This is a genomic window from Acidobacteriota bacterium, from assembly GCA_030949985.1.
Lineage (GTDB): Bacteria > Acidobacteriota > Polarisedimenticolia > J045 > J045 > JALTMS01.
The window spans coordinates 66,396-84,756 of the sequence record JAUZRX010000025.1; the positions used below are offsets into that span (position 1 = coordinate 66,396).

10 protein-coding genes are annotated in these 18,361 nt (G+C 68.1%); 6 read left to right on the forward strand and 4 right to left on the reverse strand.

Features of this window, described 5'->3' with window-relative positions; all coding sequences use genetic code 11:
* Window positions 1–30: 30 nt before the first annotated feature.
* Complete coding sequence (locus Q9Q40_07760; protein ID MDQ7007113.1) at window positions 31–4,485, forward strand: hypothetical protein; 4,455 nt, start codon at window positions 31–33, stop codon at window positions 4,483–4,485.
* Window positions 4,486–4,530: 45 nt separating this feature from the next.
* On the opposite strand, the gene Q9Q40_07765 is transcribed toward Q9Q40_07760, so the two are convergent.
* Window positions 4,531–8,532: a S8 family serine peptidase gene (locus tag Q9Q40_07765; protein ID MDQ7007114.1), complete on the reverse strand. Its 4,002-nt coding sequence runs from the start codon at window positions 8,530–8,532 to the stop codon at window positions 4,531–4,533.
* Between the two features lie 109 nt (window positions 8,533–8,641).
* Window positions 8,642–9,301, reverse strand: coding sequence for an isoprenoid biosynthesis glyoxalase ElbB (gene elbB, locus Q9Q40_07770; protein ID MDQ7007115.1), 660 nt, complete (start codon window positions 9,299–9,301; stop codon window positions 8,642–8,644).
* A 179-nt stretch (window positions 9,302–9,480) separates the two neighbouring features.
* Between elbB and Q9Q40_07775 the strand changes: the two genes are divergently transcribed.
* From Q9Q40_07775 to Q9Q40_07790, 4 genes are read left to right on the forward strand one after another with little or no spacing between them, the layout of a single operon-like run.
* A complete protein-coding gene (locus Q9Q40_07775; GenBank protein ID MDQ7007116.1) occupies window positions 9,481–9,981 on the forward strand; it encodes a hypothetical protein in 501 nt (166 codons plus the stop codon).
* Entirely contained in the window at window positions 9,978–12,098 is a 2,121-nt protein-coding gene (locus tag Q9Q40_07780; GenBank protein MDQ7007117.1) for a GDSL-type esterase/lipase family protein, read from the forward strand. The genes Q9Q40_07775 and Q9Q40_07780 overlap by 4 nt, the downstream gene beginning before the upstream one ends.
* 50 nt (window positions 12,099–12,148) lie before the next feature.
* A complete protein-coding gene (locus Q9Q40_07785) occupies window positions 12,149–12,541 on the forward strand; it encodes a MerR family transcriptional regulator (GenBank protein ID MDQ7007118.1) in 393 nt (130 codons plus the stop codon).
* A gap of 4 nt (window positions 12,542–12,545) precedes the next feature.
* A complete protein-coding gene (locus tag Q9Q40_07790) occupies window positions 12,546–15,998 on the forward strand; it encodes a methylmalonyl-CoA mutase family protein (GenBank protein MDQ7007119.1) in 3,453 nt (1,150 codons plus the stop codon).
* Window positions 15,999–16,302: 304 nt separating this feature from the next.
* Here Q9Q40_07790 and Q9Q40_07795 read toward each other — a convergent pair whose 3' ends face one another.
* Complete coding sequence (locus Q9Q40_07795) at window positions 16,303–17,088, reverse strand: exodeoxyribonuclease III (GenBank protein MDQ7007120.1); 786 nt, start codon at window positions 17,086–17,088, stop codon at window positions 16,303–16,305.
* A gap of 290 nt (window positions 17,089–17,378) precedes the next feature.
* Here Q9Q40_07795 and Q9Q40_07800 point away from each other — a divergent pair, with 290 nt between their 5' ends.
* Window positions 17,379–17,555, forward strand: coding sequence for a hypothetical protein (locus Q9Q40_07800; GenBank protein MDQ7007121.1), 177 nt, complete (start codon window positions 17,379–17,381; stop codon window positions 17,553–17,555).
* 15 nt (window positions 17,556–17,570) lie between these two features.
* Here Q9Q40_07800 and Q9Q40_07805 read toward each other — a convergent pair whose 3' ends face one another.
* Complete coding sequence (locus Q9Q40_07805; protein ID MDQ7007122.1) at window positions 17,571–18,338, reverse strand: alpha/beta fold hydrolase; 768 nt, start codon at window positions 18,336–18,338, stop codon at window positions 17,571–17,573.
* Between the last annotated feature and the right edge of the window lie 23 nt (window positions 18,339–18,361).

The window sequence follows — 18,361 nt, forward strand, 5'->3', positions numbered from 1 at the left end:
TGTCGCTTCGAGTCCACAGGAGCCCCCCCGATGAGTCGCTTTTCCATCCCCCGCGGGATCGTCGTCTGCGTCCTTCTCACCTGCGCCGGTCTCTCCCTGGCCCTGGCGCCCCACGACGGCGGAAGCCTGGCGGACAAGGTCGTGCGAGCGGCCGCCGGCGGCGACGCGGTACTCGCCGACACCGACCCCCGGGCGGCCACCGGCCCGCTGGACGCCTTTCGCAGGGAGGCGGGAGGTCAATGGTGGGGTCGCCTCGAGGCCGACTCCGGGCGGGCCTCCCTCGTTTCCGGAAGCGGCCTGGCGGCCTTCGATTTCGGCGCCGCGCCCCCGAGCCTGACCGACCTCGAAACCTGGGCCCGGCGGCTGATCGCCGACCATCCGGGACTGCTCGCCCCTCCTGTCGGACGGCTCGTCCTGTCCACCACCCGTTCGATGCTGATCGATGGCGGCCGCGTCGCCTTCATCGATTTCGATTGGCTGGTCGCCGGAAGGCGCGTGCAAGGGGCACGGGTCTTCTTTCGTTTCAACAGCGGTCGCCTGATCCAGTTCGGCACCCGCCTGCTGGGCGGATCGATCGACAGCACCGAAGCGGTGATCGACACCGACCAGGCCATCGCGGCGATGTTCGACCACGCAGGCGGCCGCACCGAAGTCGACGAAGTTTTCGGCGAGGCCCGTTCCTTCTTCCTTCCCGTCGCGGAGAGTGGCAAGTTGCGCCACCACCTGGTTTGGGAAGTAGCCTTCCGCCGCGGCGGTGAAGCGCCGACCTGGACGGCCCGGGTCGATGCGCGCACCGGACGGGTCCTGGAGTTCTTCGACGCCAACGCCTACGGCCGCATCACCGGCGGCGTCTACGGCCGCACCGTGGTGGACGAAGAGGTCGAGCGGCCTTTCCCCCTGGCCCAGACGGAGGGTGGATCGGTCACGGACCGGGCCGGCTACTACCTCTACGCCGGTGGACCCGTGGCCAGTGGACTCGAAGGACGGTTCTTCCGCACCGAGTGCAAGGACGGCTGCACGAATCCCCCCCAGGACCACGCGGCCAGCGACCTGGGCCTGGGCTGGCTGAAGCTGGGACTCGGCGGCAGCGACGAGGTGGGTAACGGCGTATCGACGAAAGCCGAGCGGAACAGCTTCTATCACCTGAACATGATCCGGCTGTTGGCCAAGAAGTGGCTCTCCCTCCCCTGGCTGGATTCCACCATCACCACCAACGTCAACATCAACGACACCTGCAACGCCTTCTGGAACGGCAGCGCCAACTTCTACCGCTCGGGAGGCGGCTGCAACAACACCGGAGAGATCGCCGACGTGATGCAGCACGAGTGGGGTCATGGCCTGGACGGCAACACCCTCGGTGGCGACTCCGCCACCGGTGAAGGCACCGCCGACCACGTGGCCTTCATCTACCAGCGTGATCCGGTGATCGGCCCTTACTTCCGCACTTCCGGCGCGGGCGTGCGCAACGTGGACAAGGAGACCACCTCGAAGGGCCTGATGACCCGCTCCAATGCTTCCCAGAAGTGCGGAACGGGATCGTGTTCCGGCCCCCTGGGCCTCGAATGCCACTGCGAAGGCGAGATCTACGGCCAGGCCGGCTGGGACCTGGGACAGGCCCTGGCCGCCAAGCACGGCTACCATACGGGCTGGCAGGAGTTCGAGCGTATCTTCTTCGCCTCCCTGCCTCAGTCCGGCACCTACCTGCCCAACCAGGCCGACAGCATCTACGACGCCTACCTGGCGGTGGACGACGACGACGGCAACCTGGCCAACGGCACACCCAACGGCCAGGAGATCTTCGACGCCTTCGACCTGCACGAGATCGCCGGCGACCCCGTCGTGTCTTCTCCCTACTGCAGCCGCCCCGCCGAACCCGTGGTGACGATCACCGACGGCTGCAACGGGGTGACCCTGAGCTGGGACGCCGTCGCCGGCGCCGTGGAATACAACGTGCTGCGGAACCCTCTGAATGACCGGCTCGCCCTGCTCCCCCTGGCCACGGTGAGTGGTACGAGCTACACCGATACCCAGGCGTTGCCCGGCTACACCTACCACTACGTGGTGGAGGCGGTCGACAGCGCGTCCTGCCGCTCGACCATCGAGAACGTGCAGACCGCCACCGGCCCCCAGCGCCCGCTTCTGGGCATCGTGGACCTGCGCACCGACGACGTCCCCGCCGGCAACCGTTCGGGTACCGTGGACCCGGGCGAGGCCGTCGACCTCTTCCTGACCCTCGAAGATCTCTCGACCACGGCGGGGACCGCCGTCAGCGGAACCATCGCCACCGGCACCCCCGGCGTGACGGTGGACATCGCCACCGACACCTTCCCTGACATTCCCGGCCTCGGCAGCGCCGAGAACGACAACGGCTTCCGCTTCAGCCTGGACGATACCGTGGCCTGCGGCTCCGACGTGGATTTCACCTTCACCGCCTCCGACGCCACCGGATGCCCGGTGGACACCCAGTATTTCAAGATCCGCGTGGGCGTCGACGAAGAACGCCAGGCCGACACCTTCGAGACGGACCAGGGCTGGATCTTCGACGCGGCTTCCTCCACCGCCACCACCGGGGACTGGACTCGCGGCGTGCCGGACGCCACCGGCTTTCAGCCCGGATCCGACTCCGATGATGCGGGCGGTTCCTGCTGGTTCACCGCCCCCAACGGCGGCGGCGACGGCGGCGACGACGTGGATGACGGCGAGGTGGTGCTGCTCTCGCCGGTTTTCGATCTCTCGGCCCTCTCCCAGGCGACCCTCAGTTACCAGCGGTGGTATGCCAACCGGGACCTGGGCGACGACCCGGGCGACTTCTTCCGGGTCGAAGCCTCCGACGACGGGGGCGTCACCTGGCAGCTCGTCGAGTGGCTCGACGACAACGTGACGGCACCCGCCTGGACCCGGGTCTCCTTCGACCTGGGCTCGATCATCACCCTGACCGACCAGGTGCGGGTGCGGGTGCGGGTGGCCGACGGGATCGACACGGGAAGCATCGTCGAAGGAGCCTTCGACGACTTCCGCATCACCGAGGCCGTCTGCGACACGACCCCCCCTTGCTTCACACCCCCTTCCTTCGACGGTCTCGACCAGGCCCTGGCCGGACCCGATTGCGCGGAGAACACGCTGAGCTGGCAGGCGGCCACTACCCACTGCCAGAACGCGGAGATCACCTACAACGTCTACCGTTCCACCTCGCCGAACTTCACACCCGGCCCGGGAACGCTGGTCGCCTCCGGCCTGACGAGCCTTTCCTACCTCGATACCCTGCTCGTCCCGGGCCAGGACTACCACTACGTGGTCCGGGCGTACGACTCGCGCTCCGGCGAGGAAGACAACCTGGTCTACCGCAGCGCCGCCGCGCCCACGACACCGGATACCAAGCCGCCGCTCTTCGACGGTTTGACCCGTGTCGTCTCCGGCGCAGGCTGCGGCGAGGCCGACCTGGAGTGGGCCGCCGCCCGGGAAACCTGCTCGACACCGGTGGTCTACAGGGTCTATCGCTCCACCACCGCCGGGTTCACGCCCGGCCCCGCCAACCTGGTGGCTCAGACCACCGAAACGAACCTGGTGGATGCCGGGCTCCAGCCCGAAACCGACTACTACTACGTGGTCCGCGCGGTTGACCAGGCGGATCTGGAAGACGGCAACGGTGTCGAAAAGACCGCCGCCGCCACGGTCCTGCCGGAAGTGCGCCTCAGCGAAAATTTCGAGACCGGAGCCGCGGGCTGGGCCCGCTCGGGCACCAACGACGCCACCACCGGCCTGTGGGAACTCGGTGATCCGGTGGACACCGACGCCCAGCCGGGGAACTGCCCATCGGGGACCCAGTGCTGGGTGACGGGCCTGAGCGGCCCCGGCCTGGGAGACAACGACGTGGACTCGGGAACCACCACCCTGCTCTCGGATCTCTTCGACCTGACCGGCATGCAGCGACCCGCCGTGCGTTACGTGCGCTACTATTCCAACAACACGGGATCGACGCCCGGTACGGACACCTGGACCGTGGAAATCTCCAACGACGACGGCGCCACGTGGAGCCTCGTCGAACAGACACAGGTATCGGATGAAGGCAAGGTGTTCACCCACGTCGAGTGGGAGTTGCCGGCCGGGATCACACCCACCACCCAGATGCGCCTGCGCTTCATCGCCAGCGATCTGGCCGACGGCTCCCTGGTGGAGGCCGAGGTCGACGATTTCGAAACCGTGGACCTCAGCGGTGGATGTGACGGTTGCGCGGCGCCGCCGACGGTGGGAACGATCCGGCTCAGCCTGGACGGCGACGACGTGCTCCTGGACTGGTCGTCCGACCCCGTCGATACGCCGCGCTACAAGATCTACACCCTCGACGGCGCGGACTTCTCGCAGCAAAGCCTGCTCGGCACTTCCACGACGCGCACGTTCCGCCACCGGCAAGGCGCGACCTATGGCAGCCTGACCTCCTACCGGGTCTCCGCCGTCGATGGATGCGGCCAGGAGGGTCCCCTCTGAGCCGGAGGCCCGGCGCGTCCCGCCGCCTCCGGGTGGCACCGCCCCTCAGGGGCAGGGCGGTTCCACCGGGAAGGATGCGACGGTTCGGGCGACAGCCCCCTTCCAGGAGGCGGGGGCCGGAGCCGGTCGTCCCTCACCGCGCCGGTAGCCGCTTTCCCGTGGCTCGGCGCGCAGACGCGGCGGGATCGTCAGCGGCTTCCGGAATCTCGGACCGGCGGGCGCGCCCGGTCGGGGAGCCAGGCTCTTGCCCGGCGCGACAGGCCCCGGCGCCACCAGGATCTGCGGATAATCGCAGCCCAGCCCGTTGGCGTCGACTCTCTCGCCGCCGCTGGAATCGTGGCCGTAGGAGCCCTCCTGCTGGCCGTCGTTGGCTACCGCCACGAAATAGAACATCGATCCCGCGGCCGGGGTTCCCGGATCGAAGCTCGCCGTGCCGCTGGTCCCGAGGGAACAGTGGGCCGCCACCCACTCGAGGCCCGTCAGGCCGGCACTGGCGCTGCCCCGGTAGACCGTCGTGTCCGTGGACCCGACGCCGGCGGTGAAGCCCAGGTTCACCACGCTGCCGCTGCCGCGGGTGAAGCCGGCGTCCCCGGCAGGAGAGACTTCTCCGGGCCGGCCGGAAGCTCCCACCGTGCACGAGCCGAGGGTCTCCACCTGCAGGGACCAGGATTGGAGAGTCCCGGTATCGAAGCTGGCGTTGTCCGACACCTGGAGCTTCCAGTCTCCGAACAGTTCTTCGCCATCGAAGTCATTCATGCTTCCCGGCCCGTCGGGCGACGTCAGCAGGTCGTAGGTGGTGTTGATATCGTTGGCCGCTCCGCCGCTGCCGTTGTGCACGGTGACCGACGTTCCCTGGGGCGAAGTGAGCTTGACGACCAGGTCGCCCCGGTAGGTGTGGGTGATGTTGACGTCGAGCTGCACGTCGGCCAACGTTCCGCTCCCGGTGGCCGTGAGGGTCGAGGTGATGCCGAGAGGGAAATTGTCGGGAATCGCCCGGGGGGTGTCGGTGGAATTGTAAGTCACGGGACCCGACGCAGGACCGGCCGGCGAGGCGCTGCGTTCGACGACGTTCGTATCGACCAGCCCGCCCACCGAGTCCACGGCCCGCACCACGTAGTAATAGGTTGTCCCCGCCTGGACACCGCTGGTATCGGTATGGGACGTTCCGCTCAGCCCGGCGGCGATGATGTTGCTGCTGCCTGGCGTAAAGCCGGAAGTGGTCGAGCGGTAGATCCGATAGGTCACCTGGCCTCCGCACTGGGAGACGGCGGCATTCCAGTTCAGCGAGACGCCGCAGGTGCTCTGTCCGGCGCTGGTCGCGCCGGACAGACCGCTGAACTCCGGTGGCGCTGTGCAGACACCGGTGGCCGCAGCGCTGGCTTCCACCGAATCCGGCGACTCGCAATTGAGGATCGAGCGCACCACGTAGTAGTAGGTCGTGCCACCGGAGACCGTCGTGTCCGAATAGCTGGTCACGGCGGCGCCCACCGTATCGACCTGGCTGTAGGGTCCGCCCGATGTCTTCGACCGGTAGATCGCGTATCCCGTGATACCGCCGCCGACCGCCGACCACTGCAGATCGATGCGGTTGTCCGACGGCGCTGTCGCCGAAAGGCTCGCCGGCGCCGCGGGCGCCGTGCACTCGGTGCCGTTGTAGACGTAGAGCGCAAAGTCCTGGTCGGTGGCGTCACTGTTTCCGGGAACACCGTCGGCTGCGATATTCGCGGCCCGAACGACGATTTCGAGGCTTCCCGTGGTACCGGCGGGCAGGAAGACACTCTCGAGGTTGTTACGGAAGTCGGCCGTGCCGCCGGTCACGCTCAGGCCGCCGCTGAAGACGTTGCCCAGGTAGGTCGACCCGCCATGGGTCACCTGCAGGTCGAGGTCGTTCATCCAGGGATCCGCCCCCGGATTGCCCGGCGCGTCGGTCCAGGCCAGCACGACCCTTACCGGCTTGGTCGGATCGTCGATCACCACCGATTGGCGGTACTCCTCGCCTGTCGCGGCGAAGGTGTGCTGCTGATCGTTGCTCACGGTGGCGGTGCCGTCGAGCGCCCGCCCCAGGTCCACCAGGCCCCAGCCCTGGCTGTCGTTGGGAACGGGTTGCAGCGTGGGGCCGGTACCGTCGCTCGCCGTGCAGTCCACGCCGCCGGCCAGGTCCCGGGCGGTAGCCACCAGGATCGCCTTCATCATCGCCGGGCTGGGCGGGGCGGATCCATGATCCAGGGCCCACTGGTAGATCAGGGCGGCGGCTCCGGCGGCGGCGGGAGTCGCCGCGCTGGTCCCGTTGAAATTGCGATAGAGAGTCCCGTCACCGGTATCGAAGGGCGCCCCGCAGCCGGTACCCGCGAACTGGCCTCGAATCGTGTTCCACCCGTTGGCGATGGCCACCAGGTCGGGTTTGCGCCGGCCATCGGCGGTGGGCCCGCGGCTCGAGTAGTAGACGATGTCGTCGCCGGGGGAATCCTGCATCGCGCTGGGCCAGCCGCAGGAGTTGTAACTCGGCCACCAGTTTTCGGCGGCCCCGAGGGTGATGACGTTCTTCGCCGTACCCGGTGAACCGACGGTGTTGGCCGCCGGTCCGTCGTTACCGGCGGCGAAGAGAATGATCATCTCCTGGTTGCCCGGATCGCCGGAGGCGTCCCGTACGAGCGTGTCGAAAGTACGAGCATCGGTGGTGTAGCTGTTGTTCGCAGCGCCCCAGCTGTTGGAGCTGATGCGGGCCCCCTGGGACCAGGCGAAACCCTCGAGCTGGGCGTAGGTGCCTGTCATGTTCCAGCTACCCGCGTAGTTGAACACCTTGGAGCCGCCGAGCTTGACGAAGGGAGCGACACCCAGGCCGAAGTGGTAACCGTTGCCGCTGACCTCGCCGTTGCCGCTGCCCGCAGCGTTGTTGTAGCCGCCCACCACGCCGGCACAGTTGGTGCCATGGCCGTCACCATCGGTGCCGTCGTTGGCGCCGCCCGCGTCGCCGGTCCAGTCCTTGACGTAGACCACCCGCGAAGTGCTGCCGGCGGCGTCGTAGAGGTCCTGGTGCCAGTTGCCCGCGCGGTTGCCCTTGTCGAGCCCCGTGTCGGTGACATTGACCACGAAACTCGAAGGCGTGGAGGTATCGAAACCCTTGGCCTGGAGCCAGGCCAACCATCCCATGCCCGCGTCCCCGAATCCGCCGGCCTCGCCGTTGACCGCCTGTCCGGCCATGTTCAGCGCGCCGACCTCCCCACAGGGACGGGGTTCGACCCACTCCTCCATCCAGTACAGGCCGGGCTCGTAGGCCAGCTTTTCGAGTCTCGCCGCGTCGAGGAGCAGACGCAGGCGCAGGTAGGGGGCGGCCTCCCGCAAGGGGAGCAACACTTCGGCCTCGCCGGCCAGGCGTTCGGCCAGGGCCCGGCCGGCCTCGTTGTCCAGCAGCAGCAGGTCCACTTTCACCTTGCCGCTGCGATCGAGCAGTTGACGAGAGATGCGATAGGCCGGCTGGTGAATTCCCGTCCAGGCCACCGGGGACTCCCCGGCCGTCGTGCGCATTCCGGGTGCGCTCTTGAGGCTCTCGAGCTGTGAGGGACGCATCAGGACCACGTAGGCGTAGTCGGGGACGTAGTCGATGATCTTGCCGCCGTGGCGGCGGATCCCTTCGAGCCAGGAGTCCCGCACCGGTCCGGCGAACTGCACGATGAACAGCTCGGGCCGGTCGTCCGGGTACTGGTCCCGCAACAAGCGGGCGGGAGCCCTCTCGGCGAAGAGTTTCTGTCCCTTGGTTTCGAAGGGGTAGTCCCGCAGACCGACCCAGCGGTCGTCGGGCAGCCAGCTCAGGGCGGAGCCGAGGGCACGCGCCGCCGGGTTCCCGCGGCCGTCGGGCAGTTCCACCAGCAGGAAGGTCCCGTAGTCTTCCACCACCCGGCCGCCGGCTTTCTCGAGAGCCCGCATCGTGGCGGGGGTCTTGACCACCCGTGCCCGCACCGGGGGCGCGGGCACGGCCCAGCTCGTACCGGCGACGACCAGCACAAGGCAGACGAAAACGGACAACAGGCAACGTCTTGAACCCCGCATCGGCGGCTCCCACTGCCGGGGCAAGCCCCGCCCCTCACCGAAGGGACCGGTGTCCCGGATCAGGGAAAAGTTAGGTTCCGCGCCAGACCAGGGCCAGATGCGGGGGGCCTCAGGCCATCTCGAGCAGGGCCGCGACGGTCTTCTCGATGCCCTCGGCGGCCTCCGAGATGCTCTCGGCCAACATGTAGGCCGGCGAGGTGATCAACTTGCGGTCGGAGTCGACCACCCGCTCCCGGACAGGACAGGCCACGTGGTGGGCGCCGAGACTCTCGAGGGCCGCGGCGGTCTCCGCATCGCTGCCGATGGTCAGGGCCGGGCCCTGGTCACCGAGCACCCTGGCCAGCACCGCGGGGGCGATGCACACCGCCGCCACCGGCTTGCCCGCCTGGTGGACCTCCCGGACGATCCGCGCCACCTCCGGATGAACGGTGCACTCGGCTCCCTTGACGGCGAAATCGCAGAGGTTTTTCGCCGCGCCGAAGCCGCCGGGCAGGATCAGCCCGTCGAGCTGCTCGGCCCGCACCTCGGCCAGGTCGGTGATCTTGCCCCGCGCGATGCGGGCCGATTCCACCAGCACGTTGCGGGTCTCCCCTTCCACCACCTCGCCACTGAGGTGATCGACCACGTGCAGCTGTTCCACATTGGGGGCGCAGATCACCGCCTCGGCCCCCTGCCGGTCGAGGGCCAGCAGGGTGATCACCGACTCGTGGATCTCGGCCCCGTCGTAGACGCCGCAACCCGAAAGCACGACTCCGATCTTCTTTGCCATGATGCATCGTCTCCTTGGGTGGTGCCCTGAAATTCTAACCGCTGGCGCCGGTTTCGAATCCTGAGCTGTCCAGGCGGTGAGTCTCCCATGATCGAACGGGCGCGCGGAAACCGCGAGGGTGAAAAACCTCTTCCGACTCACCTCCTTCGCGGTAAAGTCTGGACGGGAGGAATCGGCTGATGGCCAGAATCGTTCGGGGTCTTTTCGCCTTCTGCGTGTTGCTGCTGGGCGCCGGCCTCGCCGTCGTCGCCTCGGGGCCCACGACCCTCGAGGGCCGCTGGCGGCTGAGCGAACAGTACTACGGCGAGGGGCGTCACGACTTCCAGGGGCCCGGGGACCGGCTCGAGGTGGTCTTCCGCACGCGGGGGGCGGCTCTGACCGGCCGGCTGCTGTGGGCCGATGACCTGCAGGCCGAGTGGCCCGCCTACCCGGCTCCCGGGGGAGCGGCCCGGCTCGACCGGGTCCGTTCGACCGTGGCGCCCGACCTGCGCTCGGCCACGGCCTCCTACCGGGTGCTGCCGGCTCCCGGTGACGACACCTACCTGCTGGTGGACGAGCAGTGGACCCTGGCCGGGGACGACCGCCTCGAATGCCGGGTCACCCTGCGCTTCGAACGCCGGGGGAGGGTCCGTGGCGGCTTTGCCTGGCACCGTGTCTTCGTCCGGGAGGCGGGACGATGAAGGGCCCGACGCTCGTCGTCCTCGCCCTGCTGCTGGCCACCGCCGACCTGGCCGCCGCCCAACAGGTCTCCGGCGTGATCTTCGACGACGTCGACGGCGACGGCGTCCGCGCGGCGGACGAGCCCGGGGTCGAAGGGGTCAGCGTGCGGCTCTTCGGCCGGTCCGACGCGGGCGGCGCCGTGGACGAGGTGGTGCTCACCGGAGCCGACGGCAGCTTCTCCTTCACGCCGGGCAACGGCTGCTACCTGCTGCGGGTGGAAGATCCGCCCCAGTGGCGCCGCACCCTCGGCCGCACCGACGAGCGCGCCGAGGGCAGTCCCGGCTATACCCATCCGGTGGGCCTGCGCCGCTACGCGGTGGCCCCCAACCTGCTGGACAACCTGAGCGCGGGCTCAGTTCTGTATTCATCGATGGGTGACTCCATCGCCTGGAACTGGAATTCCTGCTTCGACACCTCGGCTTTCTGGTACTCCAAGCAGGTCCGCGACCGGTTGCGTTGCGTGGCTCCCGACGCCAGCGTGCAACTCGACGAGGCCGCGATCAAGGGTGAGCATACCGACGACCTGCTGGTGGACGAGGGGGGCGAGACGAACAACGTCTTCCGGGTCATCGAAGAGGGCGCGCAACTCGTCACCATCTCGATCATCGGCAACGATCTGCTGAACAACGAACCCGGGGCGAACCCGACCCAGGAGGAGATCAACATCGCCGCCGCGGAGATGATCGACTCGCGGGCCAACCTGCAGGAGATCCTCTCCGCCCTGGTCTCCGAATTGCCCCAGGCCGACGTGGAACTCAATACGCTCTACGACAACCTGGCCTGGAGCTGCCCCGGCGGTGACAGTCAGCCCTTCCACATCGAGTGGCTGCCGATCCTCAACCAGATGCTGCGGGACGTGGCCTGGGGACAGACCCGGCGGGTGACCAACGCAGAGGTCTTTCTCGAGTACTCCCACGAGGACTTGCAGGCCGGCTGCAACGGCTTCCAGAACCAGATCTGTCACATCCTCGGCGACGACATCCATCCGCGCGGGCGGGGTTACGAGATCATCCGGGAAAAGCTCTGGGAGGCCCTCGGCGGCGTGAACCTGGGCCCCAAGGACCCCCTGGGGGCGACCAGCGCCACGGGGGTGGACCATGGCTACCTGCGCCGGGTCCGGCGGCTCTACCCCACCACCTGGGAAACCCGCAACGGGGCCCAGGTGACCGACCCCGAAGCGGCTCTCGACGGCGCCGACAGCGGGGCGGGAGCCTCCGTGCGCCTGGGTATCGGCCAGGAAGAGTTTCGCCTCGCCGGCTTTCCCGACTGGTACGACGAGATCGTTCCCTCCCGGGTGATCGCCGGCATCCGCTATCGCACCACGGGCACGGTGACCGACGACTTCTACCGGGTGGAGGCCTCGGTAGGGGGCCTGTTCCGGGCCCCCGCGGGGCATGCCTTCAAGCCGACGGATTGGGACTACTACACGCCCATCGTCGGCTCGGGAGGCCCCAACAAGCCCGACGAAGATCCGGACTACGGCGACATGAAAACCCTGGTGGTGCCCAACGTACCCACCTACCGCACGGTGAGCGCCACCCTGACCAGGAATCCCGAAATCAGCGCCGACGGGCGCGGCTACACCTGGCCTCCCCTGACCATGGACGAGGTGGCGAGTACCGCATTTCGGCTGCTCGCCTCGCCGGTGGCCGGTACCGCCGGGGACGACTACCAGGTCGTGATCGACGCCGTGTGGCTCGACATCTACGGGCAGGAAAAGCAGCGCCCGCCCGAGGTCACCGGCCTGGCTGTCGCCCGGCTCGGCGACGGCGCGCTGGAGTTCTCCTTCGACGAGCTGGCGGGCTCGGCGGCCTACAGTCTCTACGCCGGCAGCCTCGCGCCCCTCCACGCCCGGGGCGCGTTCGACCACGGGGGCGCGAGCGGCTTCGATCCCCGCTGCGATGCTCCCACCTCCCCCGCGGGGGACGGCCGGCTGAAGACCACCGTGCCGGCGGCCGAGGTGCCCGCCGGTGATCGCTACTTCCTGGTCACCGGTCACGTGGACGGAGTGGAAAGCCCCTCCGGTTTCACTTCGGGCGGCCAGGAGCGAACGCGGAGCGAAAGCACCTGCCCCTGACTCGCTCCGCAGTTGACGTAAACTGGGGGATAGCCTATCCTCCCCGGGCCATGGATCCCGCCGAGACCCACGCTTTCGACATTTCCGAGTTGGCCCGCCGGGCCGCAGTCAGCTCCCGGACCATCCGCTATTACGAGGAGCTGGGGCTGTTGCACCCGGCGGCCCGGGGCGGCGGCCGCCGCCGCCTCTACGACCTCGAGGCCCTCGAACGCCTGCAATTCATCTCCCGGCTCAAGACCCTCGGGCTGACCCTCGACGAGATCGGAGCGCTGGCCCGGGCCTTCGACGCCGGCAGCACTCCCGCCATGCTGGACGAACTCGAGAGGTTGCTCGACGCCCACATCGAAGAAGTCACCGACCGCGTGCGCCAGCTCGAGCAGCTCGGCCGGCAACTCCGCGAGTATCGCCAACGCATCCGCGCCCGACGCCAGGGAGGAAAGTGAGCCCATGTCGACCACCGAAACCCGCTCCAGCACCCCCCGCGAGAACGAGACCTTCAGCACTCGGCAAAAGCTACGGCTGGTCACCGCCGCTTCCCTCTTCGACGGTCACGACGCGGCGATCAACATCATGCGCCGGGTGCTCCAGCAGCAGGGCGCCGAAGTGATCCACCTCGGCCACAACCGCTCGGTGGACGAGATCGTCACCGCGGCGATCCAGGAAGACGTCCACGCCATCGCCGTCTCGTCCTACCAGGGCGGTCACATGGAGTTCTTCACCTACATGGTCCAGCTGCTGGCCGACCGGGGCCGATCCGGGATCAAGGTCTTCGGCGGCGGCGGCGGCACCATCACCGACGCCGAAATCGAGCAGCTGGAGCGGCGGGGAGTCGAGCGGATCTACTCGGTGGAAGACGGCCGGCGCCTGGGCCTGGTGGGCATGGTCCAGGACCTGATGCGCCGGGCCGACCGGCCCCTGGTGCAGCCCGACGACGACCTGCCCGGGGGGCTGTTCGAGCGGGAACCGGCGGCGGTGGCCCGGGCGATCAGCCTGATCGAGCTGCTCGAAGGAGCGGGGCACGAGCAGCGCCTGGCGGCGATCCGCGCCGGACTCGAACAGCACCTCGGCGACAACCCTCCCCCTGTCGTGGGCATCACCGGAACCGGCGGCGCGGGCAAGTCGTCACTGACCGACGAACTGGTGCGGCGACTGCTCACCCAGTTCGACGACCGCAGCGTGGCGATTCTCTCGGTGGATCCCACCAGCCGTCGCACCGGCGGCGCCCTGCTCGGCGACCGCATCCGCATGAACGCCGTCAAGGGACCGCGGGCCTACATGCGCTCGATGGCCACCCGCCAGGCCCACGTCTCCACCGCCTCGGCCCTGAGCGATGCGCTGCTGGTGCTGCGGGTCGCCGGCTTCGACCTGGTGATCCTGGAAACCGCCGGTATCGGCCAGAGCGACTCGGCGGTGGTCGACCTCTGCGACCTCTCCCTCTACGTGATGACCCCCGAATACGGCGCGCCGTCCCAGCTCGAGAAGATCGACATGCTGGACTTCGCCGACGGAGTCGCGCTCAACAAGGCGGACAAGCGCGGCGCCATCGATGCCCTGCGGGACGTACGCAAGCAGTACCAGCGCAACCACGGCCTGTTCGAAAAGCCGGTCGAGCAGATGCCGGTCTTCCTCACCGCCGCCAGTCGTTTCGCCGACGAGGGGGTCGACCAGCTCTTCTCCTGGATGATGAGTCGCCTCGACGAAAAGGACGCCCGGAGTTGGCGCCACGCCCCCCCTCCCGAGCGCATCTCCGATGTCCCCACCGTGGTGCCTCCCGAGCGGGCGCGCTACCTGGCCGAGATCGCCGAGACGATTCGTGACTACAAGCGTCGCAGCGAGCGCCAGGCGGACCTGGCCTCCCGGGCCGATGGCCTGGCTCGCGCCCTGCGAGAGCTGGGCGAGACGCCCCCCCCACCCGACCAGGATTACGACTCCCGGCAGCTCACCGAGAAGGGCGCCGATCCGGTGGTGCTCACCCTGCGCCAGCGCTACCACGAGGTGCTGGCTGATCTCGACCCGGCGATCCGCAAGCAGCTCGCCGGCTGGGACGCGCTCAAGCAGGCCTACGCCTCCGACGTGTTCACCTACCAGGTGCGGGGCCGCGAGGTCAAGGTGCCGGCCCAGTACACCACCCTGTCGGGAACCCGCATCCCCAAGGTGGCCCTGCCCACCACCCGGGACTGGGGCGAGCTGACCCGTTGGCTGCAACTGGAAAACGTTCCGGGCGCCTACCCCTTCACCGCCGGGGTCTTCCCCTTCAAGCGCACCGCCGAGGACCCCACCCGGATGTTCGCCGGGGAGGGCACCGCCGAGCGCACCAACCGACGCTTCCACTTCGTCGCCAAGGCCCAGCCCGCCGCCCGCCTGTCGACGGCCTTCGACTCGGTCACCCTCTACGGCGACGACCCCGACCCGCGGCCCGACATCTACGGCAAGGTGGGCAACTCGGGCGTGTCGGTCTGCTCGCTGGACGACGCCAAGCGGCTCTACTCCGGCTTCGACCTGTGTGCACCGACCACATCGGTGTCGATGACCATCAACGGCCCGGCACCGATGATGCTGGCCTTCTTCTTCAACACCGCCATCGACCAGCTCGTCGAGAAGAGGCTCAAGGAGACAGGGCGCTGGGAGCAGGCTCAGGAGAAGATCGTCCGGCTCTGCGGCGGCCGGCCGCCGGTCTACCGGGCCGAACTGCCCGAGGGCCACGACGGCAGCGGCCTGGGCCTGCTGGGGGTCAGCGGCGACCAGCTCCTGCCCCCCGAAGAGTACGAAGAGCTGCGAGCCCAGGCCCTGGCTTCGGTGCGGGGCACGATCCAGGCCGACATCCTCAAGGAGGACCAGGCCCAGAACACCTGCATTTTCAGCACGGATTTCGCGCTGAAGATGATGGGCGACATCCAGCAGTACTTCGTCGATCACCGGGTGCGCAACTTCTACTCGGTTTCGATCTCCGGCTATCACATCGCCGAGGCCGGGGCGAACCCCATCACCCAGCTCGCCTTCACCCTGGCCAACGGCTTTACCTACGTGGAGTACTACCGGGCCCGGGGCATGGACGTCGACACCTTCGCTCCCAATCTCTCGTTCTTCTTTTCGAACGGCGTCGACATGGAATACTCGGTGATCGGCCGGGTCGCCCGCCGGATCTGGGCGGTGGCCATGCGGGAGATGTACCAGGCCAGCGAACGGAGCCAGAAGCTCAAGTACCACATCCAGACCTCCGGCCGCTCCCTCCACGCCCAGGAGATCGACTTCAACGATATCCGCACCACCCTGCAGGCCCTCTACGCCATCGCCGACAACTGCAATTCCCTGCACACCAACGCCTACGACGAGGCGATCACGACCCCAACCGAGGATTCCGTGCGCCGCGCCCTGGCGATCCAGCTCATCATCAACCGGGAGCTGGGCTGGACGAAGAACGAAAACCCCCTCCAGGGCTCGTTCATCGCCGAGCTGGTCACCGAACTGGTGGAGGAGGCCGTGCTCGACGAGTTCGTTCGCCTCAGCGACCGGGGCGGCGTGCTCGGCGCGATGGAAACCATGTACCAGCGGGGCAAGATCCAGGAAGAGAGCCTGCACTACGAGATGCTCAAGCACTCCGGCGGCCTGCCCATCGTCGGCGTCAACACCTTCCTCAACCCCGACACCGGCGACGGCGTGGTGGAAACCGAGCTGATCCGCTCCACCGAGGAGGAAAAGCAGGCCCAGGTGGAGCAGGTCCGGCAGATCCACCAGCGCTTCGAGTCCCGCGCCGCCGAGGCCATCGCCAACCTGCGCCGCACGGCCCTCGCCGGCGGCAACATCTTCGCCGAGCTGATGGAAGCCTCCAAGGTCTGCACCCTCGGCCAGCTCAGCACCGCCCTCTACGAGATCGGCGGCCAGTACCGGCGGTCGATGTGAGCTGATCTGTCGGCAGGCGAACGGAAGCGGAGCTCTTGACACGTGTCACGTGACACAGTCCATGGCGTTCCGTGACCAGGACGCTCGCGAACGGACCAGGTCCTGAGATGGCACTACGGCCGGCAGGCGCTGAACGCCGAGGACACCGGGAGAAAGCGATGTCAGGACAGATGGCCCTGAACGGCAAGAGCTGAAGCCGCGGAAGACGGTGTCGACAGAAGTCGGTAGCCTGATAGCCGCCTGCCGGCAGCTCCACTGGCCGGGGTTCGGAATCAGGCCGGCGCGCGATCGCGGCGCCGACGGCTCACCCGCAGATCGCCGGATCGACCTCCACGCCCACCGGGCAGTGATCCGAGCCCATCACCTCCGGCAGGATGAACGCCCGCCGCACGAACTTCATCGCCGCCGGTGAGGCCATCACGTAGTCGATTCTCCACCCCACGTTGCGCTGGCGGGCACCCTGGCGCTGACTCCACCAACTGTAGTGGCCGGGGCCCTTTTCGAAGTGGCGGAAGGTATCGACCCACCCGGCGGCGATCCAGCGGTCGATCTCTTCCCGCTCCTCCGGCAGAAAGCCGCTGGTTTTCTCGTTCTGCTTGGGGCGAGCCAGGTCGATGGCCCGGTGGGCGGTGTTGAAGTCGCCGAGCACCAGCACCCGCATCCCGCCGCGACGCAGGCGCGCCAGGCGCGATTCGAGGGCGCGGTAGAAGTCGAGCTTGTAGGGCACGCGGCTGTTGTCCCGCTCTTTCCCGTTGCCGTTGGGAAAGTACACGTTGGCCACCACCAGCCGACCGAAGCGGGCGATCTGCAAGCGCCCCTCCTCGTCGAAGCGAGGCTCACCGAGGCCGGTTTCGAGCCGGTCGGGCGCCGTCTTCGCATAGAGAGCGACGCCGCTGTAGCCGGGCCGGGCAGCGGCGGTGAAAGCCGTGTGGTAGCCGGGAGGGGAGAGCACGGCCTCGGAGAGTTGCTCGGGGCGGGCCCGCACTTCCTGCAGGCCGAGAATCTCCGGCTGCTCGGCGCGGAGGAAGTCCAGGAAGCCCTTGCGCTCACAGGCCCGCAGGCCGTTGACATTCCACGAGAGGATCTTCATCGCCGACCCGCCTCCCTGCCCCCCACTCACCGGAGCCTCGGGATTCTGCCAGCCCGAGCCCGAGCGTCAAGCCGCTCCGGGAGTGGTGCCGAAACGGACGCTTGCGGCACGGCACGAACCATTCTGACACGGCTCAAAGACGGTTCAAGTTTTATTCATTTGAAGTTGCCGGCGCATGAGGTACAGTTCGTCCACCAGGGCGGGACACCCGCGCGGGGGGCGTCTTCATTCCGACCACTGCGAAACACCCACGAGTCCACAACAGGAAGTAGCAGCGGGAGCTTCACATCATGAACAACGTGCCTTTTTTCAGGAGGCTGGCATTGATCGCCAGCATCGTCCTCTTGACCCTCGTCGCCGCCGGGCTGAGCGCCGGAGCCCGCAACTGGCTCGAGCGGGGAGACAGAGCCAGCGTCACTCTGCCCACCGAAGGCCTGGCCCGGCCCGCGGACTTCGCCTCCCGTTAGTGCCACGCGGCAGCGCTACTCGACCGAACGAGAAGCACTTTCCAGGAAGTCGACGATGGAGCCGACAGCGTCGGGATGGGTCTCGAGCAGCTTGGTGCCGTGCCCACCGTCCTCGTAGATCGTCAACAGGGCACGCTTACCGAGCATTTCCTTGATCTTGCGGGCACTGCCCACCGACCCCCGGTCCCCGGCCGAGACGAATATCCGCGCGCGGGCCGGGTAGCTCCCGACCGCGTCGGTCACATCGACCCCGAAGTAGTCGATGCCCGGTGAGAGCAGGACGATGCCACACACCGCGTTCAGCCGGGCCGCGCCGAGCAGGGCGATCGTACCCCCGTAAGAGGCTCCCACCAGGGCCACGCAGGCAGGGCGCAGGCCTTCCTCCGCCCGGAGTTGCTCGACGGCGGCCACGACATCCCCCGCCCCCCGCCGGATCCATGCGGCGTTTTGGCTCCGGGGCAGCAGCTTGGCCTTGACCTTCTCGCCGTTCTGCATCTTCGACGCCCCGTGACCGCGCTGGTCGATGGCCAGCACGTTGAAACCCGAGGACACCAGTTCGGGCAGCAGCCGGTGCCAGGACCGGCGGTCCGAGCGAAACATGTGCAGCAGCACGACCAGCGGCGCATCGGCTCCGCCACCGAGGTGGAGGTCGCCGACAATCTCGAAACCATCGCTGGTGTCCAGGCGAAAGTCCCTGACCGTGGGCTCTCCCTCTCCCAGGGAGGGGAGCAGGGTCATCGATGCGACAACCAGCAGAGCCGTCAACCTCGCCACGACATGCATCTCGAACCTCCTGCCGCCCCATC

Bases quoted from the DNA above. Each gene is read 5' to 3' on its own strand.
- Q9Q40_07800 (MDQ7007121.1), top strand. From the start codon at position 17,379: ATGAACAACGTGCCTTTTTTCAGGAGGCTGGCATTGATCGCCAGCATC.
- Q9Q40_07790 (MDQ7007119.1), top strand. From the start codon at position 12,546: ATGTCGACCACCGAAACCCGCTCCAGCACCCCCCGCGAGAACGAGACC.
- Q9Q40_07805 (MDQ7007122.1), bottom strand. From the start codon at position 18,338: ATGCATGTCGTGGCGAGGTTGACGGCTCTGCTGGTTGTCGCATCGATG.
- Q9Q40_07795 (MDQ7007120.1), bottom strand. From the start codon at position 17,088: ATGAAGATCCTCTCGTGGAATGTCAACGGCCTGCGGGCCTGTGAGCGC.
- Q9Q40_07780 (MDQ7007117.1), top strand. From the start codon at position 9,978: ATGAAGGGCCCGACGCTCGTCGTCCTCGCCCTGCTGCTGGCCACCGCC.
- elbB (MDQ7007115.1), bottom strand. From the start codon at position 9,301: ATGGCAAAGAAGATCGGAGTCGTGCTTTCGGGTTGCGGCGTCTACGAC.
- Q9Q40_07765 (MDQ7007114.1), bottom strand. From the start codon at position 8,532: ATGCGGGGTTCAAGACGTTGCCTGTTGTCCGTTTTCGTCTGCCTTGTG.
- Q9Q40_07775 (MDQ7007116.1), top strand. From the start codon at position 9,481: ATGGCCAGAATCGTTCGGGGTCTTTTCGCCTTCTGCGTGTTGCTGCTG.
- Q9Q40_07760 (MDQ7007113.1), top strand. From the start codon at position 31: ATGAGTCGCTTTTCCATCCCCCGCGGGATCGTCGTCTGCGTCCTTCTC.
- Q9Q40_07785 (MDQ7007118.1), top strand. From the start codon at position 12,149: ATGGATCCCGCCGAGACCCACGCTTTCGACATTTCCGAGTTGGCCCGC.